General features: G+C 48.1%; 29 protein-coding genes. All 29 read right to left on the reverse strand.

The window, feature by feature from the left end:
• Positions 1-14: 14 nt before the first annotated feature.
• Entirely contained in the window at positions 15-383 is a 369-nt protein-coding gene (gene rplR, locus DFP94_RS23770) for a 50S ribosomal protein L18 (RefSeq protein ID WP_114499010.1), read from the reverse strand.
• An 83-nt stretch (positions 384-466) separates the two neighbouring features.
• Positions 467-1009, reverse strand: coding sequence for a 50S ribosomal protein L6 (rplF, locus tag DFP94_RS23775; protein ID WP_114498962.1), 543 nt, complete (start codon positions 1007-1009; stop codon positions 467-469).
• Between the two features lie 30 nt (positions 1010-1039).
• A complete protein-coding gene (gene rpsH / locus DFP94_RS23780; RefSeq protein ID WP_114498963.1) occupies positions 1040-1438 on the reverse strand; it encodes a 30S ribosomal protein S8 in 399 nt (132 codons plus the stop codon).
• Between the two features lie 31 nt (positions 1439-1469).
• Positions 1470-1655, reverse strand: a complete 186-nt coding sequence (locus DFP94_RS23785) for a type Z 30S ribosomal protein S14 (protein WP_009226651.1) — start codon at positions 1653-1655, stop codon at positions 1470-1472.
• 49 nt (positions 1656-1704) lie between these two features.
• The gene (rplE, locus tag DFP94_RS23790; RefSeq protein ID WP_114498964.1) at positions 1705-2244 is read right to left on the reverse strand and encodes a 50S ribosomal protein L5; all 540 of its coding nucleotides are present in this window, start codon (positions 2242-2244) and stop codon (positions 1705-1707) included.
• A gap of 33 nt (positions 2245-2277) precedes the next feature.
• Positions 2278-2631, reverse strand: a complete 354-nt coding sequence (rplX, locus tag DFP94_RS23795; protein WP_114498965.1) for a 50S ribosomal protein L24 — start codon at positions 2629-2631, stop codon at positions 2278-2280.
• A 52-nt stretch (positions 2632-2683) separates the two neighbouring features.
• Complete coding sequence (gene rplN, locus DFP94_RS23800) at positions 2684-3052, reverse strand: 50S ribosomal protein L14 (RefSeq protein ID WP_091234520.1); 369 nt, start codon at positions 3050-3052, stop codon at positions 2684-2686.
• 36 nt (positions 3053-3088) lie between these two features.
• Entirely contained in the window at positions 3089-3355 is a 267-nt protein-coding gene (gene rpsQ / locus DFP94_RS23805) for a 30S ribosomal protein S17 (RefSeq protein ID WP_114498966.1), read from the reverse strand.
• A 50-nt stretch (positions 3356-3405) separates the two neighbouring features.
• Entirely contained in the window at positions 3406-3606 is a 201-nt protein-coding gene (gene rpmC / locus DFP94_RS23810) for a 50S ribosomal protein L29 (protein ID WP_044482515.1), read from the reverse strand.
• Positions 3596-4030, reverse strand: a complete 435-nt coding sequence (gene rplP / locus DFP94_RS23815) for a 50S ribosomal protein L16 (protein ID WP_059040326.1) — start codon at positions 4028-4030, stop codon at positions 3596-3598. Before rplP ends, rpmC begins: the two co-directional genes overlap by 11 nt.
• A 2-nt stretch (positions 4031-4032) precedes the next feature.
• Positions 4033-4701 (reverse strand): 30S ribosomal protein S3, encoded by a 669-nt coding sequence (rpsC, locus tag DFP94_RS23820; protein WP_091234511.1) that lies wholly within the window; start codon positions 4699-4701, stop codon positions 4033-4035.
• Between the two features lie 13 nt (positions 4702-4714).
• Positions 4715-5047: a 50S ribosomal protein L22 gene (gene rplV, locus DFP94_RS23825; protein ID WP_114498967.1), complete on the reverse strand. Its 333-nt coding sequence runs from the start codon at positions 5045-5047 to the stop codon at positions 4715-4717.
• Between the two features lie 35 nt (positions 5048-5082).
• Complete coding sequence (gene rpsS / locus DFP94_RS23830; protein WP_114498968.1) at positions 5083-5361, reverse strand: 30S ribosomal protein S19; 279 nt, start codon at positions 5359-5361, stop codon at positions 5083-5085.
• A 76-nt stretch (positions 5362-5437) separates the two neighbouring features.
• Positions 5438-6268 (reverse strand): 50S ribosomal protein L2, encoded by an 831-nt coding sequence (rplB, locus tag DFP94_RS23835; RefSeq protein WP_114498969.1) that lies wholly within the window; start codon positions 6266-6268, stop codon positions 5438-5440.
• A 27-nt stretch (positions 6269-6295) separates the two neighbouring features.
• Positions 6296-6586: a 50S ribosomal protein L23 gene (rplW, locus tag DFP94_RS23840; RefSeq protein ID WP_114498970.1), complete on the reverse strand. Its 291-nt coding sequence runs from the start codon at positions 6584-6586 to the stop codon at positions 6296-6298.
• Positions 6586-7209 carry a 50S ribosomal protein L4 gene (rplD, locus tag DFP94_RS23845; protein WP_114498971.1) on the reverse strand — a complete coding sequence of 208 codons (624 nt, stop codon included), beginning with the start codon at positions 7207-7209 and terminating at the stop codon, positions 6586-6588. The genes rplW and rplD overlap by 1 nt, the downstream gene beginning before the upstream one ends.
• A 26-nt stretch (positions 7210-7235) precedes the next feature.
• Positions 7236-7859, reverse strand: coding sequence for a 50S ribosomal protein L3 (rplC, locus tag DFP94_RS23850; RefSeq protein WP_114498972.1), 624 nt, complete (start codon positions 7857-7859; stop codon positions 7236-7238).
• Between the two features lie 42 nt (positions 7860-7901).
• Positions 7902-8210 carry a 30S ribosomal protein S10 gene (gene rpsJ, locus DFP94_RS23855; protein ID WP_009226637.1) on the reverse strand — a complete coding sequence of 103 codons (309 nt, stop codon included), beginning with the start codon at positions 8208-8210 and terminating at the stop codon, positions 7902-7904.
• 259 nt (positions 8211-8469) lie between these two features.
• Entirely contained in the window at positions 8470-9813 is a 1344-nt protein-coding gene (locus DFP94_RS23860) for a globin-coupled sensor protein (protein ID WP_114498973.1), read from the reverse strand.
• Positions 9814-10019: 206 nt separating this feature from the next.
• Positions 10020-11210, reverse strand: coding sequence for an elongation factor Tu (tuf, locus tag DFP94_RS23865; RefSeq protein ID WP_114498974.1), 1191 nt, complete (start codon positions 11208-11210; stop codon positions 10020-10022).
• 104 nt (positions 11211-11314) lie between these two features.
• Positions 11315-13393, reverse strand: a complete 2079-nt coding sequence (gene fusA / locus DFP94_RS23870; RefSeq protein WP_114498975.1) for an elongation factor G — start codon at positions 13391-13393, stop codon at positions 11315-11317.
• A gap of 47 nt (positions 13394-13440) precedes the next feature.
• Positions 13441-13911 (reverse strand): 30S ribosomal protein S7, encoded by a 471-nt coding sequence (gene rpsG / locus DFP94_RS23875; protein WP_044482526.1) that lies wholly within the window; start codon positions 13909-13911, stop codon positions 13441-13443.
• A gap of 63 nt (positions 13912-13974) precedes the next feature.
• A complete protein-coding gene (gene rpsL / locus DFP94_RS23880; protein ID WP_018753998.1) occupies positions 13975-14397 on the reverse strand; it encodes a 30S ribosomal protein S12 in 423 nt (140 codons plus the stop codon).
• 139 nt (positions 14398-14536) lie between these two features.
• Positions 14537-14788, reverse strand: a complete 252-nt coding sequence (locus DFP94_RS23885; RefSeq protein WP_114498976.1) for a ribosomal L7Ae/L30e/S12e/Gadd45 family protein — start codon at positions 14786-14788, stop codon at positions 14537-14539.
• A 329-nt stretch (positions 14789-15117) separates the two neighbouring features.
• Positions 15118-15996: an AraC family transcriptional regulator gene (locus DFP94_RS23890; protein ID WP_114498977.1), complete on the reverse strand. Its 879-nt coding sequence runs from the start codon at positions 15994-15996 to the stop codon at positions 15118-15120.
• 81 nt (positions 15997-16077) lie between these two features.
• Positions 16078-17148, reverse strand: coding sequence for a GNAT family N-acetyltransferase (locus DFP94_RS23895; RefSeq protein WP_114498978.1), 1071 nt, complete (start codon positions 17146-17148; stop codon positions 16078-16080).
• Positions 17149-17243: 95 nt separating this feature from the next.
• Entirely contained in the window at positions 17244-17930 is a 687-nt protein-coding gene (locus DFP94_RS23900; protein ID WP_181873278.1) for an alpha/beta fold hydrolase, read from the reverse strand.
• Positions 17931-18249: 319 nt separating this feature from the next.
• Positions 18250-21864, reverse strand: coding sequence for a DNA-directed RNA polymerase subunit beta' (gene rpoC, locus DFP94_RS23905; protein WP_114498980.1), 3615 nt, complete (start codon positions 21862-21864; stop codon positions 18250-18252).
• Between the two features lie 85 nt (positions 21865-21949).
• Positions 21950-25495 (reverse strand): DNA-directed RNA polymerase subunit beta, encoded by a 3546-nt coding sequence (gene rpoB, locus DFP94_RS23910; RefSeq protein WP_114498981.1) that lies wholly within the window; start codon positions 25493-25495, stop codon positions 21950-21952.
• Between the last annotated feature and the right edge of the window lie 80 nt (positions 25496-25575).

The raw sequence follows: 25575 nt of genomic DNA on the forward strand, positions 1-25575 counted from the left end.
CCTTTTAAAATATTTTAGAATTCAAGGCCTGCTTCGCGCGCTGCATCAGCCAGCGCCTGAATCCGTCCATGGTACAAGTACCCACCGCGGTCGAATACAATGCCTTTTACGCCTTTAACTTGGGCGCGTTTTGCGATCAGCTCACCGACTTTACGTGCAGATTCCACGTTGCCGCCGTTGCCGATTTCGCTGCTCAATTCTTTGTCGATGGTCGAAGCGGATACGATCGTCACGCCAGCTACATCGTCGATCAGTTGAGCATAGATATGTTTGGAAGAACGGTACACGTTAAGTCTTGGACGTTCAGCCGTTCCTTGGATTTTTTTCCGTACACGCAAATGTCTTTTCAGACGGGCTTTATTTTTATCGCCTTTTGTAATCATGACTTCCATTTCACTCCCTTCGGTTTACCTTCACAAGCCGTTCACTTCAAGACGCCAGGAGGATTAGCCCGTTAAGAAGAGGTTTATTTCTTCTTACCGGCTTTACCTTCCTTACGAATAATGCGTTCGCCTTCGTACTTAATCCCTTTACCTTTGTAAGGTTCAGGTTCGCGCACGGAACGAATTTTTGCAGCATATTCGCCTACGCGCTCTTTGTTGATCCCACTCACGATGATTTTCGTATTCGAAGGAACTTCGAACGCGATGCCCGGCTCAGGAGTGATTTCCACCGGATGGGAGTACCCTACGTTAAGCACCAGTTTTTCGCCGGATTTGCTTGCGCGATAACCGACACCAACCAATTCGAGGGATTTGGAGAAACCTTCGGTTACTCCGCTCACCATGTTGTTCACTACACTACGAGTCGTGCCGTGCAGAGAACGATGCAATTTGTTATCAGAAGGACGTTCAACCAGGATTTGATTGTCTTCAACCGAAACCTTGATGTCCTTATGAAGTTCACGAGTCAAAGTACCTTTCGGCCCTTTCACCGTAATGACGCTATTATCAAGTGTGATATCCACACCACTTGGTACTGTAATTGGTTTGCGACCAATACGAGACATTTGCTGCACCTCCTTGTTTTGTGACGTTAATTACCAAACGTAGCAGACAACTTCGCCGCCGGCTTTCGACTGACGAGCTTCTTTATCGGTCATAACTCCCTTAGAAGTGGAGATAATCGCGATACCCAAACCGCCAAGGACACGAGGAACTTCGTTACTCTTCGTGTACACGCGAAGGCCCGGCTTACTGATTCTTTTCAAGCCAGTGATGACGCGCTCGCTGTTGGCACCGTATTTCAGGAAAATACGGATGATCCCTTGTTTGTTATCATCGATATATTCTGCATCACGGATAAAACCTTCACGCTTCAAAATCTCAGCGATTTGTTTCTTGATCGTGGACGCAGGCATTTCTACTGTTTCGTGGCGAACCGTGTTCGCGTTACGAATACGAGTTAGCATATCTGCAATTGGATCTGACATAGTCATACGTGTAAACCTCCTTCCCGTTGTTGATGGATTACCAGCTTGCTTTTTTCACGCCAGGAATCTGGCCTTTATAAGCTAATTCACGGAAGCAAATTCTGCAAATTTTGTATTTTTGCAATACCGAATGTGGACGACCACAACGCTCGCAACGGGTGTAAGCCCGTACTTTGAATTTCGGCGTGCGTTGTTGTTTAACTTTCATCGAAGTTTTTGCCACTTAGCCTGACACCTCCTAAATAGTTTCGGAGAAAAGAAACGAATCGTTCTTACTTCGCAAATGGCATTCCGAGACCGGCCAGCAGTTCGCGGGACTCTTCGTCGGATTTTGCCGTAGTTACGATAACGATATCCATACCGCGCACTTTATCTACCTTGTCATACTCGATTTCAGGGAAGATCAATTGTTCCTTGAGACCAAGTGTATAGTTACCGCGTCCGTCGAATGCTTTCGTCGATACGCCGTGGAAGTCACGGACACGCGGAAGCGTTACGTTGAACAGTTTGTCGAGGAAATGGTACATGCGCTCGCCGCGAAGAGTAACCTTCACGCCGATCGGCATGTTCTCACGGAGTTTGAAACCTGCGATAGATTTCTTGGCGCGAGTGATAACCGGTTTTTGTCCGGAGATCAGTTGCATGTCACTCACTGCAGAGTCCAATACTTTCGAGTTAGCTACTGCGTCACCTACACCCATGTTGATGACAACTTTTTCGATTTTTGGCACTTGCATTACTGTTGTATAGTTGAATTTTTGAATCAAAGCAGGTGTTACTTCATTCAAAAAGCGTTCTTTCAATCTTACCATGAATCATGTACCTCCTTTCTTTACATTCCTGGATTAATCGATTACTTCACCGGATTTTTTAGCAACACGAACTTTTTTACCGTTGTCCAATACTTTGTAACCGATACGAGTTACTTTTCCGCTCTTTGGATCAACATGCATAACGTTCGATACGTGAATCGGAGCTTCTTTCTCGATGATGCCGCCTTGCGGGTTCAGCTGATTTGGCTTTTGATGTTTCTTCACCATATTCACGCCTTCTACCAGCACACGGTTTTCACGAGGATAAGCGGCGATGACACGGCCTTTTTTGCCTTTGTCTTTACCGGAAATCACGATGACTGTATCGTCTTTTTTGACGTGCAGCTTGTTGTTATGGGATTCCAGAACTTTTTTAAGTCTAGGCATTCTTTACACCTCCTGTTTCGTCGGCTTATTGACCAATCCCTACCGGGATGAATTAGATAACTTCCGGAGCCAAGGAAACGATTTTCATGAAATCTCTGTCGCGAAGTTCGCGAGCTACTGGTCCGAAAATACGAGTACCGCGCGGGCTCTTGTCATCCTTAACTACAACCGCTGCGTTCTCATCGAATGCGATGTAAGAACCGTCTTTACGGCGAACCGAACGTTTTGTACGAACGACAACCGCTTTGACTACATCACCCTTTTTGACAACGCCGCCTGGTGTTGCTTGTTTCACAGAACAAACGATCAAATCACCGATTTGCGCTGTGCGACGACCGGTACCGCCCAGAACGCGGATACACATCAATTCCTTCGCGCCGGAGTTGTCCGCAACATGCAAACGTGTAAATGGTTGAATCATGGATATGTCCTCCTTTCAGTCTAAGCTTCCCTGCTATTAGATGATAACCGCTTTTTCAACGACTTCAACGAGTCTCCAGCGTTTGTCTTTAGACAGTGGACGAGTTTCAGTGATCTTTACAGTGTCACCGATTTTCGCAGTGTTATTTTCATCATGCGCTTTAAATTTTTTCGTGTATTTAATGCGCTTGTGGTACAAGTCATGCTTTTTGTACGTTTCTACAGCTACAACGATGGTTTTATCCATTTTGTCGCTAACGACTTTACCAATTTGCACTTTACGGCTGTTGCGTTCTTCGCTCATGGTTAGCCTCCTTCCTGGACTTAGGCGCTTCGCATACGCGGTGCGCTTTCTTAACTAATGATCCCGAGTTCTCTTTCACGTAAAACGGTTTTAGCACGAGCTATTTCCTTACGCACGTCACGGATCCGAGTCGGGTTATCAAGCTGGCCGGTAGCCAATTGAAAACGGAGGTTAAAGAGTTCTTCTTTAAATCCTGCGACTTTTTGTTCAATCTCAGCAGTGGTTAAGTTGCGAAGTTCATTAGCTTTCATTTGCTTCACCACCCAATTCTTCACGTTTCACAAACTTCGTTTTGATCGGCAGTTTGTGGGCGGCAAGACGCATAGCTTCACGCGCGATTTCCTCCGATACACCGGCAAGCTCAAACATGATTTTGCCAGGTTTCACAACTGCGACCCATTTCTCTACATTACCTTTACCGCTACCCATCCGGACCTCAAGAGGCTTTTGAGTAATCGGTTTGTCAGGGAAAATTTTGATCCAAACCTTACCGCCCCGTTTGATGTAACGCGTCATTGCAATACGCGCTGCTTCAATTTGACGGTTGGTGATCCAAGTCGGCTCCAGAGCTTGCAGACCGTATTCACCGAAGTTCAATTCAGTGCCGCCTTTAGCTTGGCCTCTCATATTACCGCGTTGTTGCTTGCGGTGTTTAACACGTTTAGGTACCAACATGATTAGTTGCCTCCTTCCTGAGCAGCTTGTTGTTTCTTAGCCGTAGGAAGAACCTCTCCACGATAGATCCATACTTTTACGCCGATACGTCCATAAGTCGTATGAGCTTCTGCCGTACCGTAGTCGATGTCGGCGCGGAGCGTATGAAGTGGAACAGTTCCTTCACTGTAGCCTTCCGAACGAGCAATTTCAGCACCGCCAAGACGACCGCTGACTGCTGTTTTAATCCCCTTCGCTCCCGAACGCATAGTTCTTTGAATCGCTTGTTTGAGCGCACGACGGAAAGAAACGCGACGTTCCAGTTGTTGTGCGATGCTCTCAGCGACCAGAATCGCGTCAAGATCAGGGTGTTTGATTTCAGAGATGTTGATGTGAACTTTTTTGCCGCCTGCGATTTTAGTGATTTCGTTGCGCAGGTTTTCAACCTCCGAACCACCTTTACCAATAACCATACCAGGCTTGGCAGTATGAATCGTTACGTTCACGCGGTTAGCCGCTCTCTCGATTTCAATGCGAGATACTGCGGAGTCTTTCAGTTTATTTTTCAGGTGTTCACGAATTTTAACGTCTTCAAGCAAAAGATCACCGAAATCTTTGCCTGCGTACCATTTGGATTCCCAATCACGGATAATCCCTACTCGTAATCCGACCGGATTTACCTTTTGGCCCACACGTTTTCCCTCCTTATTTTTCGGATACCACCAATGTAATGTGGCTGGTGCGTTTGTTGATCCGGCTTGCGCGTCCCATTGCACGAGGGCGGAAACGTTTCATAGTCGGACCTTGGTTTACGTAAGCTTGTGAAATAACCAATTTATTTACATCCAGAGAATAGTTATGTTCAGCATTGGCAATCGCCGAGTTCAAAAGCTTCTCCACAACCGGGGAAGCCGCCTTTGGAGTATGGCGGAGAATCGCGATCGCCTCGCCAACTTGCTTGCCGCGGATCAAATCAACAACGAGTTGAACTTTCCGTGGAGCAATGCGGATAGAATTTGCATGTGCTTTTGCTTCCATGTGTGTTACCTCCTCTCAAACGAAGAACTTATCGATTAACGTCTCGTTTTCTTATCGTCGTCCGTATGACCTTTGTAGGTACGGGTTGGAGCGAACTCGCCCAGTTTATGTCCGACCATATCCTCGGTTACATATACCGGAACATGTTTGCGGCCGTCATATACGCCGAACGTGTGGCCAATGAATTGCGGGAAGATCGTAGAACGACGGGACCATGTTTTGATCACGATTTTCTTGCTCGAACCGTTCACTTCTTCCACTTTCTTGAGCAGGTAACCATCGATAAATGGCCCTTTTTTAAGACTGCGACTCATTTCTTTATCCTCCCTTCGTTACGCTGCTTGTTTCGATCTTGTATCCACAACCGTGAAGTGATCCGCAAAACGCGGATTACTTCGTGCGGCGGCGAACGATATATTTATCAGACGCTTTGTCTTTTTTACGCGTTTTGTAGCCAAGGGTTGGTTTGCCCCAAGGAGACAATGGCGATTTACGACCGATCGGAGCGCGACCTTCACCACCACCGTGTGGGTGATCGTTAGGGTTCATGACGACACCGCGCACTTCAGGACGTTGTCCCAGCCAACGGCTGCGGCCTGCTTTACCGATCTTCACGAGTTCGTGGTCTCCGTTGCCTACTGCGCCGATAGTAGCGCGGCAAACCTTGAGAACCTTACGAACTTCGCCGGAAGATAGGCGGATCGTTACGTATTTTTCTTCTTTACCCAGCAGTTGCGCTTCAGTACCGGCTGCACGAACGAGTTGTCCGCCTTTACCAGGTTTCAGCTCAATGTTGTGGATAACTGTACCTACTGGAATGTTTTCGAGCGGCATTGCGTTTCCGACTTTAATATCGGAGCCAACGCCGGATTCGATCACGTCGCCCACTTTCAGGCCTTTAGGAGCCAGAATGTAGCGTTTTTCACCGTCGGCATAATGGATCAAAGCGATGTTGGAAGTCCGGTTCGGGTCGTACTCGATCGTAGCAACTTTGCCTGGAATTCCGTCTTTGTTCCGTTTGAAGTCGATAATACGGTATTTACGTTTATGTCCGCCGCCATGGTGACGAACCGTAATTTTACCTTGGTTGTTGCGTCCTGCAGTTTTGCTCAGAGGCGCAAGCAAAGATTTCTCCGGTTGATCCGTTGTGATTTCTTCGAATGTGGACACAGACATGCCGCGTCTCGCCGGGGATGTCGGTTTATACTTTTTAATAGGCACTAGATTTCCCTCCTTACTTTAACGATTTTATACCGATTCAAAGAACTCAAGCGGTTTGCTGCCTTCCGCCAAAGTAACGAACGCTTTCTTCCATTCCGGAGTATATCCGAAGTGGCGTCCGTAACGTTTCGGTTTAGCAGGAACGCGCAGGGTATTCACATTGCTCACTTTCACATTAAAGATCGCTTCTACAGCTTTCTTGATTTCGGTTTTGTTGGCACGAATGTCCACTTCGAACACATATTTCAGGTCGTTCATGTATTCAGCCGTACGTTCCGTAATCACCGGGCGCTTGATAATATCACGAGGATCTTTCATTACGCGAGCACCTCCTCTACCTTCTGAACTGCTTCCTTCGTAATGATCAGTTTGTCGTGCGTCAGCACGTCAAGAACATTAATGCCGTCAGCTGCAACGAATTTCACGCCTGGAATGTTACGGGCGGAAAGCGCTACGTTGTCGTCATAAGAAGGAGCTACAACGAGTGCTTTGCGATCCACTTTCAGGTTGTTCAAAATTGCTGCGAATTCTTTTGTCTTAGGAGCGCTCAACGTCAACGCATCAAGTACGATGATGTCCTGATCGATCACTTTCGAAGACAAAGCCGATTTAATCGCCAAACGACGTACTTTCTTCGGCAATTTATAGGAATAGCTACGCGGAGTCGGTCCGAAAACCACGCCGCCGCCTACCCATTGCGGGGAGCGAATGGAGCCTTGACGAGCACGGCCCGTTCCTTTTTGTTTCCAAGGTTTACGGCCGCCGCCACGAACTTCGGAGCGTCCTTTTACTTTATGGGTACCAAAACGCAGGGAAGCACGTTGCATAACAACCGCATCATGAAGAACGTGTACGTTCGGTTCGATACCGAATACCGCATCATTCAATTCCACTTCGCCCACTTGGCTACCGCTAACATTAAAGAGTGCTACTTTTGGCATTTATTGTTCCTCCTTTCCTTTGTCGATTATTTCTTGTTTGTTTGTTTGATTTTCACAAAACTGTTTTTAGGACCCGGAATCGAGCCTTTAACGAGCAGAACATTACGTTCAGCGTCCACTCTAACCACTTCAAGGTTTTGAATGGTAACCGTATCGCTACCCATGTGTCCTGGAAGGCGTTTGCCTTTAGGAACGCGGTTCGCTTGAATGGAACCCATGGAACCAGGTCTACGATGATAACGGGAACCGTGCGCCATAGGGCCGCGACTTTGTCCCCAACGTTTGATGTTACCTTGGAACCCTTTACCTTTAGAAATACCAGTTACGTCAACAAATTCGCCTTCTGCAAAAATATCAACTTTGACCTCTTGGCCAACTTCATATCCTGCAATTTCAACATTGCGAATTTCGCGAACGTAGCGCTTAGGCGTTGTGTTAGCCTTTTTAGCATGACCAGCTTCAGGCTTGTTGGATCTGGATTCCTTCTTATCGGAGTAACCGATTTGAATGGCTTCGTATCCGTCGTTCTCCAGATCTTTCTTTTGAAGAACCACGTTCCCGCCAGCCTCGATAACCGTTACAGGAATTACATTCCCTTCCGGAGTAAATACTTGAGTCATTCCGAGTTTTTTCCCTAAGATACCTTTCATGTTGACACCTCTTTTCCTTTCCTATTCCATTGCTTAATGGGATTACAATTTAATTTCGATATCTACACCGGACGGCAGGTCCAAGCGCATCAAGGCATCCACAGTTTGTGGAGTCGGATTAACAATGTCGATCAGACGTTTGTGCGTCCGTTGTTCGAATTGTTCCCGCGAATCCTTGTACTTGTGTACCGCACGGAGAATAGTAATTACTTGTTTCTCGGTTGGCAGCGGAATCGGCCCAGATACACCAGCACCCGAACGTTTTGCTGTTTCAACGATTTTCTCTGCGGATTGATCAAGAATTCTGTGGTCGTAAGCTTTCAAACGAATACGAATTTTTTGCTTTGCCATTTTAGTCCCTCCTTCTATCGCCCAATTTGGTATCGGACATACTCCGTGAAAATTTTCTGACCACTCTCCCATGGCAAAGGGGCCGGGTGTGTCAGTAACCTCTCACATCATCGCAACGTCACAGAACAACATTCATTATTATATAGAAAAGCCGGGCGCATTGCAAGCCTTTCATTAAAAGTTTTTGGTGCGGATGTTCTTTCCAAATTTATATACAAAAACAGCGTGTTTCCTGGGGAAATACGCCGTTTAATTTCTATTATAAATTCACGGAAACACGGTTCAAACGTTCCGCAGACTCGGCAACTATGGCGGTGGATGAACCTATTCCTTCTATTGTAGTAATCAGCTCGCGGATTTGTCCTTCTAATAATACAATATCCTCTGCGCTGTTTTTCATCGAATTCAAAATATGAATGAACATGTTCCCGCTTTCCTTCGATTGCAGTTCACCTTGTTCCGCTAAACCCCGAACTTCTTCAATAGAACGGACGACCCGTCCCGAAATCTCAGCCGAATGAGTAACGAGACCGGCAATCTGAACCACCGTACTCTTTGCTTCTTCCGACAACTTGTTTACTTCGCGGGCAACAACAGCAAATCCCAAACCGTGTTCTCCGGCTCTGGCCGCTTCTATCGATGCATTTAACGAGAGAAGTTTAATCCGGCTTGCAATTTCTTCTACCGCACTTACAACCTTTTGAATTTGCGCGGAAGATTGGCCAAGTTGCATGACCGATTCTTCCATGGAGCTGGTCTTCTCATGAATGCCGCCAATGTGCTGCTGTAAGATTTGGAGTATGTCTCTTCCTTCCTCTGCATGTTCACGAGTATTTGAAGCAGTTTCCGAAGATTGCCGGATCGCCTGACTCACCTCATTGCTGCTGGATACGAGTTCTTCGACGGCTACATTAGTCGCCAAACTTAAATCTTCAAGTTCCTCACTAAAAATCGTGATCTTACTTTTCAACTCATTTTTTACGAGCTCATATTGCTCTTCTTTCTCACGGATATTCTCCTTTTCGTAGGCTTCCAATACCAGCTGCTGTTCAAGATTTAGCAGTTTAGTCGTTGTCCGCACCATTTGCAAAAGAAGTTGCTCATCCTTGACTTCCTGATATATCGTTTGCAGAAATGCATTCTGCAGATTCTGAAAAGCGGAAAGATACCATTTGGGCTCAAGCCCGACGCGCTTATGGACCTTAGCAATTCTTAGACGCTTCAATATAAATTCTTGATCCACGTTCCCGCTGAACATATCAAGCAAATGTTCCCTCAAGGTTTGCTTCAGTTTTTCAACCGTGCTGTGCTTCTTAATGATTTCTTCCAATTTGGATACATCGAGTACGGATTGATAAAAAGAATCCACAATCCAGTCGATCCGTCTAGAGATCATTGGTCGCATATGATGCAGCAGTTGAACGTCCCCTTCATTAAAATCAATCATCCTCAATTGTTCATTAATCTCGGTTTCTCCGTCAATGACAAGTTTGCTTTCGTCCCGTACCCAATCCGGTTTGATTTCTGGAGTGGAAAAGCTGTGATGGTTGGTTTGCTTAGTTGGGGATGATGGGTTGCCTAAAAAAGAAAAGGGGCATTTCATCGGATATTTATCCTCTCCTTGGGGAAGTCTGATGATCTTGATGAGAGAATTATAACTGTGATAAAAATCACTGTAAAGCTAATTTTCTACATTATTCGACATTTATCTAAGTCATTTTCTCGTATTTAGTAATTTAAATAACACTTTTATACAAAAAAAGATCCGTTCCCGAAGGAACGGATCTTCCAAGCAAGTGATTGCTTTTATTATTTGCTGATTGTAACAACGGCGCCGGATCCAACTGTACGTCCGCCTTCACGAATGGAGAAACGAGTTCCTTCTTCGATAGCGATCGGGTTGATCAGTTGAACGGTAACTTCGATGTTGTCACCAGGCATAACCATTTCAGTACCTTCTGGCAGGTTGATAACACCTGTTACGTCAGTTGTACGGAAATAGAATTGTGGACGGTAGCCTGTGAAGAAAGGCTTATGACGTCCGCCTTCTTCTTTAGTCAATACGTATACTTGAGCAGAGAACTCAGTATGCGGATTAACGGAAGCCGGTTTAGCCAATACTTGGCCGCGTTCGATTTGAGCACGCTCAACACCACGAAGCAATGCGCCGATGTTGTCGCCCGCTTGAGCGGAATCAAGCAATTTACGGAACATTTCAACGCCTGTTACGACGGATTTCTTAGTTTCTTCGCGGATACCCACGATTTCGATTTCGTCGCCGACTTTAACTGTACCACGTTCTACACGACCTGTAGCAACAGTACCACGGCCAGTGATCGAGAACACGTCTTCGACAGGCATCAGGAACGGTTTGTCCACTGGACGCTCTGGAAGCGGAATGTATTCGTCGATGATTTCGAACATTTCAACGATTTTCTTAGCCCATTCGCCATCAGGGTTTTGAAGAGCTTCACGAGCGGAACCTTGGATGATTGGAGTATCATCGCCAGGGAATTCGTATTCGTTCAGCAAATCGCGAACTTCCATTTCAACGAGTTCGATCAGTTCAGCGTCTTCAACCATGTCGCATTTGTTCAAGAATACAACGATGTAAGGAACGCCTACGTTACGGGACAACAGGATGTGCTCGCGAGTTTGCGGCATTGGGCCGTCAGCTGCGGATACAACCAGGATTGCTCCGTCCATTTGTGCAGCGCCAGTGATCATGTTTTTAACATAGTCGGCGTGACCTGGGCAGTCAACGTGTGCATAGTGACGGTTGTTTGTTTCATACTCAACGTGAGCCGTAGAGATAGTGATACCGCGTTCGCGCTCTTCTGGAGCTTTGTCGATTTGGTCGAATGCTACAGCAGCACCGCCATATGTTTTGGACAATACAGTCGTGATGGCTGCTGTCAGAGTTGTTTTACCATGGTCGACGTGACCGATTGTACCGATGTTAACATGCGGTTTTGTACGTTCATATTTAGCCTTTGCCATTTTAAACATTTCCTCCTTAAAATATGGATTGTTATGTTGGACTAACCAGGGAGTCCATCCCCTAAACAGGTTCCAAAGACTCCTCGGTTAGTAGGTACTGAAAGTTATTCTCCGCCTTTGTTCTTGGACACGATTTCTTCAGCGATGCTCTTAGGAACTTCTTCATAATGGGAAAGTTCCATCGAGAATACGCCGCGTCCTTGTGTACCGGAACGCAGGGTGGTCGAGTAACCGAACATTTCAGAGAGAGGCACTTTCGCACGGATAATTTGCGCGCCCCCACGGGAATCCATACCTTCGATCCGTCCGCGGCGGGAGTTCAGCATACCCATAACGTCGCCCATGTACTCTTCAGGAACCGTTACTTCGACTTTCATGATCGGCTCAAGCAGAACAGCTTGACATTTGTCTTTAGCTGCTTTAAGCGCCATGGAGCCGGCAATCTTAAACGCCATTTCACTGGAGTCAACGTCATGGTAAGAACCATCAACGATGGTCGCTTTAACGTCTACCAATGGGAAGCCTGCAAGGACACCATTCTTCATGGATTCTTCAATACCTTGCTGAGCAGGCGCGATATATTCTCTTGGTACGGAACCGCCGACGATTTTGCTCTCGAACTGATTGCCGCTACCTGGTTCCAATGGTTCGAACTCAACCCAAACGTGACCGTATTGACCACGACCGCCGGATTGGCGAACGAATTTACCTTCAACGCGAGCCGGAGCTTTGAACGTCTCACGGTAAGCAACTTGCGGTTTACCTACGTTAGTCTCAACTTTGAATTCACGGCGCATCCGGTCGATGATGATATCCAGGTGAAGCTCACCCATACCAGCAAGGATCGTTTGTCCCGTTTCTTCGTCCGTATGAGCACGGAGCGTAGGATCTTCTTCAGTCAATTTACCGAGAGCGACGCCAAGTTTATCTTGGTCCGCTTTTGTTTTTGGCTCAACCGCGATTTCGATAACCGGATCAGGGAAGTTCATGGATTCCAGAATAACCGGAGCCTTCTCATCACACAGTGTATCACCTGTACCCGTATCTTTCAAACCTACAGCTGCAGCGATATCACCAGAGTAAACTTCAGTGATCTCTTTACGGCTATTGGCATGCATTTGCAAGATACGTCCGATCCGCTCGCGTTTGCCTTTCGTTGCGTTCAGTACATACGAACCGGATTGCAAAATACCGGAGTATACACGGAAGAACGTTAATTTACCCACGTAAGGGTCGGTCATGATTTTAAATGCCAGAGCTGCAAACGGCTCTTCGTCGGAAGAGTGGCGTTCCACTTCCGTACCGTCATCCAAGTGACCTTGGATACTTGGTACGTCAATTGGAGCCGGCAGAAAATCAATTACAGCATCCAGCATAAGCTGAATACCTTTGTTTCGATAAGAAGAACCGCAAACAACAGGGAAGATTTTAACATCGACAACACCCTTGCGGAGTGCTGCTTTCAATTCCTCGATTGTGATTTCCTCACCCTCGAGGTATTTCATCGTCAAATCCTCGTCCAGTTCTGCAACCTTCTCAATCAATTCTGCACGAAGCTCTTCAACTTGGGCAACGTATTCAGCTGGAATTTCAGTCTCTTCGATGTTTTGACCCAAATCATCTTTATACATAAACGCTTTTTGAGTGATGATGTCGATAATTCCGACAAAATCGCTTTCCGCACCGATCGGCAGTTGGATTGCAACTGCATTCGCTTGCAGACGCTCGCGCATATCTTTGACAACGTTCAGGTAGTCAGCACCGATGATATCCATTTTATTGACATAAGCGATACGAGGAACGCTATACTTGTCAGCCTGTCTCCAAACGGTTTCAGACTGAGGTTCAACGCCTTCCTTCGCACTGAATACGCCTACTGCCCCGTCCAATACACGCAGGGAACGTTCAACTTCTACTGTGAAGTCAACGTGTCCCGGGGTATCGATGATATTTACGCGGTGACCTTTCCATTGAGCGGTCGTCGCAGCGGACGTAATCGTGATTCCGCGCTCCTGTTCTTGCTCCATCCAGTCCATTGTCGCAGCACCCTCGTGAACTTCCCCGATTTTGTGCGTAATGCCTGTATAGAACAAAATACGTTCCGTCGTGGTTGTCTTACCGGCGTCAATATGCGCCATGATCCCGATGTTACGTGTATTTTTCAAGGAGAACTCTCTTGCCATGGATCTGTCTCCCTTCAAAATAGAAATTTATTGGGTTGAACCGAATCCTACCAGCGGTAGTGTGCGAACGCTTTGTTCGCTTCGGCCATTTTGTGCGTATCTTCGCGTTTCTTAACGGAAGCGCCTGTGTTGTTGGATGCGTCGATGATCTCGGCAGCCAAACGCTCTTCCATCGTTTTCTCACCGCGGTTGCGGGAGTAGTTCACGAGCCAACGTAATCCCAAGGATGTACGTCTTTCCGGCTTAACTTCGATAGGCACTTGGTAGTTAGCACCGCCCACACGGCGAGCTTTAACTTCCAATACAGGCATGATATTTTTCAAAGCTGCTTCAAATACTTCCATCGGGTCATTCCCCGTACGTTCTTGAATCAGGTTGAACGCGTTATACAGAATGCTTTGAGCAACTCCACGTTTACCATCGAGCATGATGCGGTTGATCAAACGAGTAACAAGCTTGCTGTTATACACCGGATCTGGCAACACATCTCTCTTCGTAACTGGACCTTTGCGTGGCATAGTTATCCCCCTTTCAGTATTAATCCAAACCTCTTGACGGTTCAATAAGCTGACTTAATCAACTTAGGATTTTTTTGCTTTCGGACGTTTAGCGCCGTATTTCGAACGGGCTTGCATCCGGTTGTTAACACCAGCGGTGTCCAAAGCTCCACGTACGATATGATAACGTACCCCTGGAAGGTCTTTGACCCGGCCGCCACGAATCAAAACAACGCTGTGCTCTTGCAGGTTATGACCGATACCCGGAATGTACGCCGTCACCTCTACGCGGTTCGTCAAACGAACACGGGCATATTTACGAAGTGCGGAGTTTGGTTTCTTAGGAGTCATTGTACCTACGCGAGTGCACACTCCGCGTTTTTGCGGCGAGCTCAGATCGGTAGCCTCACGCTTCAGGGCGTTAAACCCTCTTTGCAATGCTGGCGACTTCGATTTGTACACTTTGTCTTGACGTCCTTTACGGACTAATTGGTTAATTGTTGGCATGTTGTTGCCACCCCCTTCCTCAGAATTCATGTTTCTTCACAAACCTTTTTAAGCCCACAGACCCAGGCGGTTCATTAAAGAACAAATGAAAAGTTTTTGCCGTCCGGATTTCTCCTTTTCGCAAAAACGTTCCTATCAACTATTGACTCACAATCGCAGCCATTGCCGCTCCGACTTCAATCCCGCAAGCCTTGCCGAGATTGTGCATCGTATCAACCAGCGTAACTTTCACGTTCCGTTGATTGCAAAGCGCAATGATCTTTGATGTAAGGCGCGGATCTGCATCTTCAGCAACATAGACTTCCTCGGCTAGTCCAAGCTCCACCATTCGTATGGTTTGTTTGGTACCGATTTTGACATGAGCGTCCTGTAGTCCTTTATCATTAGACATGATTACCGTCCTCCAAAGCACAGGGAATATCCGTACTCACGCACTTTGATATATTATCACTCCTATTAGGCGATGTCAAGCAATTAATGGAGAAGAAAATATCATTTTCTTCTATAAAAAAAGCGGAGGAGCGATTCCCCGCCCCTCCTTTGATTATTTCTTCTAGCACACTAGAAATTAAACACCGTACTTTCAATTGGACAAGCGTTTCGCAAAAAATTACCTCTTACACTTGCTGTGCGGGTTTGAATATTATTGTTCATATGGCCCCCTATTTCGTATGTGATAAATCAGTAATTACCTTACTTACCCACTACGGAGAAGAGAACCTAACGGCATAGATCGTTCGGCGCTTTCTTCACGATCGGAAGCCATATTTCGGACCGGTAATCCGGAGCTTGTTGATCTCCGTCTGTGTATACCTCGACGTCCGGCGCATCGGCGTATTCATAGCCGGAGGCCGGTAGCCACTCGGTAATGATCCGCCTTTGCAAATCCTGCATGGCATGAGGCAGTGGCCCTATGCATTCAAAGATAGCCCAGGTCCCTCCTGGAATCATCGTCTCACACATGCCTTCGGGCACAGGTAAATCAGTGGCTGCAGCAATGTAATAATCCATCTCTTCTCCGTCCATGCAAGTACTTACACCCAGGATACCTAAAGGTGTCCGATTCATCACTTGTGCGAGTTTCATGATACTTCCATCCTGTGCCGCCTGCTGCCAGAGCCGAGGAACCTTGACGAAATTTTCTTCGAGGTTTACATTCATGCTCTCCTTTACGCCTACGATGCGAAATGCCTCTTTCTTCTCGATCTTGTAATTCATTTCCGCTTCCCCTTTAATTGAAATTGAGATGCGAATCCGTGGAAATGCCTTCAATGACGTACCCTCAAGACGTGCTATGGAGGGTGCAATGCCATGCAGGCTTTGGAATGCCCGATTAAAGGAGGTAGGGGAGTCATAGCCATATTTCAAATCCAGGTCTATGATCTTGACTTCGCTAGTCTGCAAATCAAAGGCCGCCGCCGTCATCCTTCTCCTGCGAATATATTCGGATAGCGGGATGCCTGCTATGTAGGAAAACATTCGTTGAAAATGAAACGACGAACAGCAAGCGATTCGTGCCGCTTTCTCGTAGTCGATCTTCCGGTCCAGGTTATCCTCGATATATTCGAGCGCTTGATTCAAATGTTCAATCCATTCCATCCTTATCCGCTCCCGTTTTCAATTTTAGACTCCTCCTCTCCTTCCTGCCTCTCATTTCCTGCCCGATAACGCGAGCTCCGCTTAATCAATAAGGAACAAAACCAAGAGACTAGCCACGGCCATTACGGCGTAAATGAACTTGTTCATTCGGTATACTCTCAAGGAGCCGAAAGCTCCAAATGGATACACGGGAATAATTCGGTATAAGAGAAGCATGCTTCCTAAGGAATTCAGATAGTTAACAAAAATATGACGTTCTGTGACGAGGCCTGTAAATACTACCAGAATCACAATGAAAGCCCACCCTGCCAACGCACTGATTCCAAGCTCTTTCCTGAGTTTTGGCGTCGATTCGTATTGTCGTGGCATCCAATTCCCGATCATCGGGAATACGGTGCCAAGGAGCGGAATGAGCAAGGAGATCAGAAATCCGCAGTTCGTCATTCGATACTGCCATTTTCGTTTGCCGAAGCCTGCCCCGATCCGTGTAAAAAAAACATCCCCTAACATTAGAATTCCATAGGCTAGCATGAACCAAGTTAGCTGAATCTGATGATTAAGAATGAGTATCGTACACGACAACAACAGGTTAAGCAACAGAAAAATCACAACTTGCACAGCGCTAGGAGCAGTTTTCTCCTTTATAGGATTCTTTTTTGAGGCCAGATAGAAATCCATGCCGCATGCATAAGGAACGGGCGTTCCGAACAGCAGCGATGCCATCCCTTTGCCCCGCAAGTGACTGAAGTTCTCGATCATCTCCGTGCGCATATAACCGTTTTTTTCGAGCAAGCGCCAAGAACCGACATTGTCGTCTTTCACCTCAGCGGTAATGTAGTCGCAGCCACGCTCCCAGAAATGGTTCGTCGCCGCCTTGTAGAGTCTGCCCCCAATTCCCGAATCCCGATAATCGCAATCGACAAAACCAGCGCTAAAATCCCCGATGGTCTGCCCGCGATCTCCTTTCAGAAATTTCATGATTATGGCCCCGACAATTCGATTCCCAACCAATGCTACTACCGCATCTTTAGGTTTACTCACAAATAAGCTCTCCAATCCCATAAAGGCCCGACGCCCCAGCCGCTGTACCTCCTTGGCCTCTTGGGAGTTCATCGGCCTAATCGTGATTTCCTGACCGGCATCCATAGACATGCATTCACCCTCCTTTAATGAAATATTTCACATATCACTACGTGCTAGGGTATCCTTTTTTATGTATGCTTTGATATGTTTTTGCCCCCCATGGATCACGGATTATCGCGTACGAAGTTATCCCGTGCGTTTTCAATTTCCTTTTCGTGACCGACCATCAAATGGCCTCCGTCCTCAAAGGGCAACCAGGTAGCGTTCGGAAATCTCGAAAGAACCTGCTCCATGGAGCGAGAGTCCGCTAAATTGTCATCCTTGGCCGCAATGATCAACGAAGGTACCTGAAGTTCTTCTATTGGATATTCGGCGAAATTCCCGGCCATACCCGGATTAACGATTTTGGCATCGATCTGCATTCCTTGCTTACGCTTACCGAGTGGAAGCATGGTGTATACCGTATCTTTGGACATGCCCATCAATGGCCGCAATAAAGGCCGCAACAGCCACATGGGATAATCCTTGCAAAAAAAAGCCGGAGGACCTTCATGCTTACTGTACTTTTTGGGTTCTTCAGGCCATGGTGAAGCGGAGGAATACAGAACGAGTCCCTTCGTTCTCTCTGGATAGGCCAGCGCGAAGCGAATCGCAATTGTACCCCCAGCAGAGGTTCCAAGGACATATACCTGCTCAATCGACAGGCTGTCAAGCAACTCAAGGTAAGCTCTGGCTTGGGCGGATGGACTTGAATCATCTGGAATTGTGCTGCCCAAATAACCAAAACGGGAAGGAGCTATAATGCGGTACTTGCCGGCCTGTCCACGCATGGAATCCGCCCCTTGATCCACGTAAATCATATCCCCGCAGCTTAGCGTTGCTGTTGGGCTTCATATGTTGATAAGCGTCCGATTGCCTTCTTTACTTCAATTCTGCACCTAACATACTCTACTAGTAGATAAAAACTGATTAAACCCAAGCTCACTGCAATGGCAACCCCCATGAGCCACCTCCCTGTCCTAATGTTCTCAGCTTTTTCCATTGCATGCCTACAGGTTAGCCAGCTATCACTCGCCTGTCAATTAGCTTATTCCCGATATTTCTTGAAAATGAAAAAAACCGCAGAAGCTTCGACGTTTTGTCAAAGCTCTGCGGCTTTATATTCCTTGACTATTCAACAGAGACAGGTTCCAAGCTTTCTTCAGCCGTATCGTCGCCGGCAGGCTCTTCGAACCGAACGCTGCGGTACCGGTTCATCCCCGTACCAGCAGGAATCAGTTTACCGATAATAACGTTCTCTTTCAGGCCGAGGAGTTTATCCACTTTGCCCTTGATCGCGGCATCGGTAAGTACCCGTGTCGTTTCCTGGAAGGAAGCGGCGGACAGGAAAGAATCGGTTTCGAGCGAAGCTTTGGTGATCCCGAGCAAGACCGGTTTAGCCACGGCCGGCTCTTTGCCAGACAGGATCGCATCCTTATTGGCCCCTTCGTATTCATGCATATCGACGAATGCTCCTGGCAAGAGCGGTGTATCTCCGGCATCTACAATGCGGATCTTACGCAGCATTTGTCTGACCATAACTTCGATATGCTTGTCGTTGATTTCTACGCCCTGGTTCCGATATACGCGTTGAACTTCCTGCAGAATGTAGTTCTGCACGCCGCGGATGCCCTTGATGCGCAAAATTTCTTTCGGGTCAATGGAACCGTCGGTCAACTCGTCGCCCGCTTCGATTTCCTGGCCTTCGCTTACGCGCAGACGGGACCCGTAGGTAACGGAGTAAGTCTTCGTTTCCGCTTCGCCTTGAACCTCGATTTCGCGACGGTCCTTGGCTTCGCGGATTTCCTTGATGACCCCGTCGATTTCACTGATCGTGGCTTGACCTTTCGGATTCCGGGCTTCAAAAAGCTCCTGAATACGCGGCAAACCTTGCGTGATATCGTCACCCGCAACGCCCCCAGTATGGAACGTACGCATGGTGAGCTGGGTTCCCGGTTCACCGATGGATTGGGCGGCGATAATGCCGACCGCTTCACCGATTTCCACGTGCTTGCCGGTCGCAAGGTTACGGCCATAGCACTTCTTACATACGCCATGGCGTGCACGACAGCTGAGCACGGAACGGATTTGCAGTTTTGCGACACCGGCATCGACAATTTCATGCGCTTTGTCGGAATCGATCAGTTCGTTGCGGTGGATGATAATTTCACCACTTTGCGGATGCTTGATCGTTTCGAAGACGTAACGTCCTTCGATCCGGTCGTACAGATCCTCGATAACCTCTTTACCGTCTTGAATCACGCTGACGGTGAAGCCTTTATCCGTTCCGCAGTCTTCTTCGCGAACGATAACGTCTTGTGCAACGTCTACCAGACGACGAGTCAAGTAACCGGAATCGGCTGTCCGAAGCGCGGTATCCGCCAACCCTTTACGCGCGCCGTGCGTCGAAAGGAAGTACTCGAGGACGGTCAGGCCTTCGCGGAAGTTCGATTTGATCGGGAGCTCGATGATCCGACCGGATGGGTTGGCCATAAGACCCCGCATGCCGCCAAGCTGTGTTATCTGCGACTTGTTACCGCGCGCCTTGGAATCAACCATGAGCATAATCGAATTGTAGCGATCCATCGATTTCATGAGCACTTCGGTAATTTGATCCTTCGTTTTGGACCAGATATCGATAACGCGGTCATAACGTTCTTCGTTCGTAATGAGACCCCGGCGATACTGTGTGGTAATCACATGTACCTTATCGTCCGACTCGCGGAGGATGGCCTGTTTCTCATCCGGTACGATAACGTCCGAGACAGCGATACTAACGCCTGCCCGAGTCGAATACGTGAACCCGGTTTGTTTGATTCTGTCCAAAATGATCGAAGTTTCGGTGGTGTGATAAATCTCAAAGCAACGACCGATGATCTCGCCGAGATATTCTTTACCTACACCGCCAGCTTGTTTGGCATTCATAATCCGATCCCAGATGTTCTCGCCCTTTTCGTGGATAAAGTAATTATCCGGCGTGCCTTGGAACAGATTGACTCTTGTAGGTTCATTAATATACGGGAAGCTTGCAGGGAAGATATCGTTAAAGATAATTTTCCCTACAGTCGTAATAAGCAAAGCCTCTTGTTGCGCTTCCGTAAATCCGGTCTTGCCAAGCGCCTTGGCAGGAATCGCCACACGAGCGTGCAGCGAAGCCGTACCGCGCTGATAAGCGGAGAAAGCTTCATTTACGGAGCCAAGAATCATACCGGCGCCTTTCGCTTCATTGTTATCCATGGTCAGATAATAGGAGCCAAGGACCATATCCTGCGAAGGGGTAACGACCGGTTTGCCGTCTTTAGGGTTCAAGATATTACCGGATGCCAGCATCAAAATGCGGGCTTCCGCCTGAGCTTCCGCAGACAAAGGTACGTGGACGGCCATTTGGTCACCGTCAAAGTCGGCGTTATATGCCGTACATACAAGCGGGTGAAGCCGGATGGCGCGGCCTTCGACCAGGATCGGTTCGAACGCCTGAATCCCGAGTCTGTGAAGCGTAGGTGCACGGTTCAACAGAACCGGATGCTCCTTAATGACTTCTTCGAGCACATCCCATACTTCAGGGCTGACGCGTTCCACTTTGCGCTTGGCGCTCTTAATATTATGAGCGAGGCCTTTGTTGACCAGCTCTTTCATTACGAACGGCTTGAACAGTTCCAATGCCATTTCTTTCGGCAAACCGCATTGGTACATCTTGAGGTAAGGGCCTACGACGATAACGGAACGACCGGAATAGTCAACCCGTTTACCGAGCAGGTTTTGCCGGAAACGGCCTTGTTTACCCTTTAGCATATGGCTGAGGGATTTCAAAGGACGGTTCCCCGGGCCCGTTACCGGACGGCCGCGGCGGCCGTTATCGATCAGGGCGTCAACGGCTTCCTGAAGCATCCTTTTTTCGTTTTGTACGATAATGTCGGGAGCGCCGAGATCGAGCAGGCGCTTCAGACGGTTGTTCCGGTTAATAACCCGCCGGTACAAATCGTTAAGGTCGGACGTTGCAAAACGTCCACCGTCCAGTTGTACCATCGGACGAAGTTCCGGTGGAATTACCGGAAGCACGTCGAGGATCATCCATTCCGGCTCATTACCGGAGCTTTTGAACGCTTCGATGACTTCCAGACGTTTGATCGCCCGGTTGCGGCGCTGACCTTGAGCGGTGCGTAGCTCTTCTTTCAGAAATTCCAGTTCCTTGTCGATATCGAGATCCTGAAGCAATTTCTTCACTGCTTCAGCACCCATACCGGCTTGGAATCCGTAGCCATACTTTTCACGGTAACTGCGATATTCCTTCTCGGACAGAAGCTGCTTTTTCTCCAGCGGAGTTTCCCCTGGATCGGTTACCACATAGGATGCAAAATAGATGATCTCTTCCAGCGAACGCGGCGACATATCAAGCGCCAGGCCCATCCGGCTCGGGATCCCTTTGAAATACCAAATATGCGATACCGGTGCGGCCAATTCGATATGACCCATCCGCTCACGTCGGACTTTCGCTCTCGTTACTTCAACGCCGCAGCGATCGCAGACAACGCCTTTGTAACGAACGCGTTTATATTTACCGCAATGACATTCCCAGTCTTTGGTCGGGCCGAAAATTTTCTCGCAAAACAGCCCTTCCTTTTCCGGTTTCAATGTACGGTAGTTAATCGTTTCCGGTTTCTTCACTTCTCCGCGGGACCAAGAACGAATTTTTTCTGGGGAAGCAAGCCCAATTTTCATAAACTCGAAGTTGTTGACGTCCAACAAGGAGCATCCCTCCTTAACCAAGTCCTGATATTGACAATCTCCGGCTATCATCATCTTCGGGCGGCGCTCACGCCGCCCGCGATGCTTATTCTACTCCGACTTCCGCGCCTTCCAGGTTCAGACTCAGTTTGTCTCCGGACGCATCGTCTTCATCGTCGATTTCCCTCATCTCGATCTCTTCTTCGTTTTCGGTCAGGATTTTCACGTCCATCCCCAAACTTTGAAGCTCTTTGATCAAGACTTTAAACGACTCCGGCACACCAGGTTCTGGCACATTCTCGCCTTTGACGATCGATTCGTAGGTTTTCACCCGTCCGACCACATCATCAGACTTGACGGTCAAAATCTCTTGCAGTGTATAAGCGGCGCCATAAGCTTCCAGCGCCCAAACTTCCATCTCCCCGAAACGCTGTCCGCCGAACTGAGCTTTACCGCCGAGCGGCTGTTGCGTAACGAGAGAGTAAGGACCTGTCGAGCGGGCATGGATTTTATCGTCAACCATGTGCGCCAGCTTAATCATGTGCATGACGCCAACGGTTACTTCACGCTCAAATTGTTCACCTGTCCGGCCGTCATACAGCACGGTTTTACCATTGCGCTGCATACCGGCTTCTTCCATCGTGTCGAATACGTCGTATTCATTCGCTCCGTCGAATACCGGGGTAGCCACATGGATGCCGAGCTTCAGCGCAGCCATTCCAAGGTGAATTTCCAGCACCTGACCGATGTTCATCCGGGAAGGAACCCCCAGCGGGTTCAATACGACCTGAACCGGCGTACCGTCCGGCATGAACGGCATGTCTTCTTCAGGCAAAATACGGGCTACGACCCCTTTATTACCATGGCGTCCAGCCATTTTGTCGCCTTCGGAAATTTTACGTTTTTGGGCAATATATACCCGAACGAGTTGATTCACGCCCGGTGGCAACTCGTCGCCATTCTCGCGAGTAAATACCTTGACATCCACAACGATACCGTCGGTACCGTGTGGCACACGCAGAGAAGTGTCGCGCACTTCGCGGGCTTTCTCGCCGAAGATCGCATGCAGCAGGCGTTCTTCCGCCGTCAGTTCGGTTACGCCCTTCGGAGTAACTTTGCCGACAAGGATATCGCCTGCGCCGATTTCGGCACCGACGCGGATAATGCCGCGCTCGTCAAGATTACGGAGCGCTTCTTCACCGACGTTCGGAATATCGCGGGTAATCTCTTCCGGTCCCAGTTTCGTGTCCCGAGCTTCGGACTCATATTCCTCGATGTGAATCGAGGTGTATACGTCCTCTTTCACTAGCTTTTCGCTAAGCAGGATGGCATCCTCGTAGTTGTAACCTTCCCAAGTCATGAAGGCTACGACCACGTTGCGGCCAAGTGCCAATTCGCCCATCTCCGTCGATGGCCCGTCCGCGAGAATATCACCCTTCTTGATGATGTCTCCACGTTTTATGATTGGACGCTGGTTGATGCACGTCCCTTGGTTCGAACGCATAAATTTGTGTAATTTATATTTAACAAGATCGCCTTTGACTTCTTTGCCTTCCACTTTCTCAACACGGCGCAACCAAATTTCGTTCGCTGCGGAGCGTTCGATTATCCCGTCGTATTTCGAAACGATACATACACCAGAGTCTTTGGCTGATTTATGCTCCATCCCGGTTCCGACGAGCGGAGCCTTAGGAATCAGAAGCGGAACCGCCTGACGCTGCATGTTCGAACCCATCAGGGCACGGTTGGAGTCATCGTTTTCCAAGAAAGGAATGAGCGCGGTCGCCACAGACACAACCTGTTTCGGCGAGACGTCCATGTAATCGACGCGATCGCTCGGCATGGTCAAGATGTTGTCGGACTGCTTGTTATAACGAACGATTACATTCTCGTCCTGGAATGTATTCTCTTCGGTTAGCACCGCATTCGCCTGAGCGATGATGTAGTTATCCTCTTCATCGGCAGTCAAATAGGCAATTTGATCCGTTACTTTGCTTGTATTCGGATCTACCCAACGATACGGTGCTTCAATAAAGCCGTACTCATTGATGCGAGCGAACGTCGACAAAGAGTTGATCAGACCGATGTTCGGTCCTTCCGGCGTTTCAATCGGGCACATCCGGCCATAGTGAGAATGATGGACGTCACGAACTTCAAAGCCCGCGCGTTCCCGCGTCAAACCACCAGGTCCGAGAGCGGACAGACGACGTTTATGCGTAAGTTCCGCAAGCGGGTTCGTCTGGTCCATAAACTGCGACAACTGCGAACTACCAAAGAACTCCTTAATCGATGCGATAACCGGACGTATGTTGATCAGCGCTTGCGGCGTAATCACATTCGCATCCTGGATCGACATTCTTTCGCGCACGACGCGCTCCATCCGGGACAAGCCGATACGGAACTGATTCTGCAGTAATTCGCCTACGGAACGCAGTCTGCGGTTGCCGAGATGGTCGATATCGTCTGTGCTGCCAACGCCGTGCAGCAAGTTCAGGAAGTAGCTGATCGACGAAATAATATCGGCCGGCGTAATATGCTTCACCGATTTATCGATATTGCGGTTTGCAATCACCTTAACAACCTTGCCGTCCTCGATCGGCGAGAAAATATCGATCGTTTGCAGCGGAACGTCATTGGCATCAAGCACACCGCCAGCAACATGATAGTTTTTGAAGCCTACGGAATTTTCCAAGTGAGGCAAGATTTGATCAAGCAAACGGCGGTCTACCATTTGTCCGGCTTCGGCGATAATTTCGCCTGTGCTCGTATCGATCAGAGATTCTGCCAACCGTTGATTGAACAAACGGTTCTTGATGTGAAGCTTTTTATTGATTTTATAACGGCCGACATTGGCCAAGTCATAGCGTTTCGGATCAAAGAAACGAGCCACCAGCAAACTCTTAGCGTTGTCAAGAGTCGGCGGTTCGCCCGGACGAAGGCGCTCATAGATTTCGATGAGAGCTTTTTCCGTAGAGTCGGTATTGTCTTTGTCGAGCGTATTGCGAATATATTCATCGTTGCCGAGCAGTTCAAGAATCTCGGCATCCGTACCGAACCCAAGCGCACGAAGCAGCACGGTTACCGGAATTTTACGAGTACGATCGATGCGGACATAAATAATATCCTTTGCATCGGTCTCCAGTTCCAGCCATGCGCCACGGTTAGGAATCACTGTCGCGGTATAGGTTTTCTTGCCGTTCTTATCCACTTTAGTGCTGAAATAGACGCTAGGAGAGCGAACCAGCTGGCTGACAATAACCCGTTCCGCACCATTAATAATGAATGTGCCGGTTTCCGTCATCAGCGGGAAATCTCCCATGAATACTTCCTGCTCTTTGACTTCGCCGGTTTCTTTATTAATGAGCCGGACTTTTACCCGAAGCGGCGCAGCATACGTTACATCGCGTTCTTTCGCGTCGTCTACTGTATACTTCGGTTCTCCAAGACTGTAATCGATAAACTCCAACACCAGATTCCCGGTGAAATCCTGAATCGGCGAGATATCCTGGAACATTTCCCGAAGGCCTTCTTCCAAGAACCACTCGTAGGATTTCTGTTGGATTTCGATCAGGTTCGGAACTTCGAGTACCTCGTTAATTCGTGCATAACTTCGCCGAGTGCGTCGACCATATTGAACAAGATGTCCTGCCAACTTATACCCACCCCTCATGTCTACTCACTTTAAAAATTTCATTGCGAACCCGTGTTTGTACCCTTATAATAGGACCATAC

Origin of the sequence: Fontibacillus phaseoli (assembly GCF_003337355.1) — a bacterium.
GTDB classification, from domain to species: Bacteria; Bacillota; Bacilli; order Paenibacillales; family Paenibacillaceae; genus Fontibacillus; species Fontibacillus phaseoli.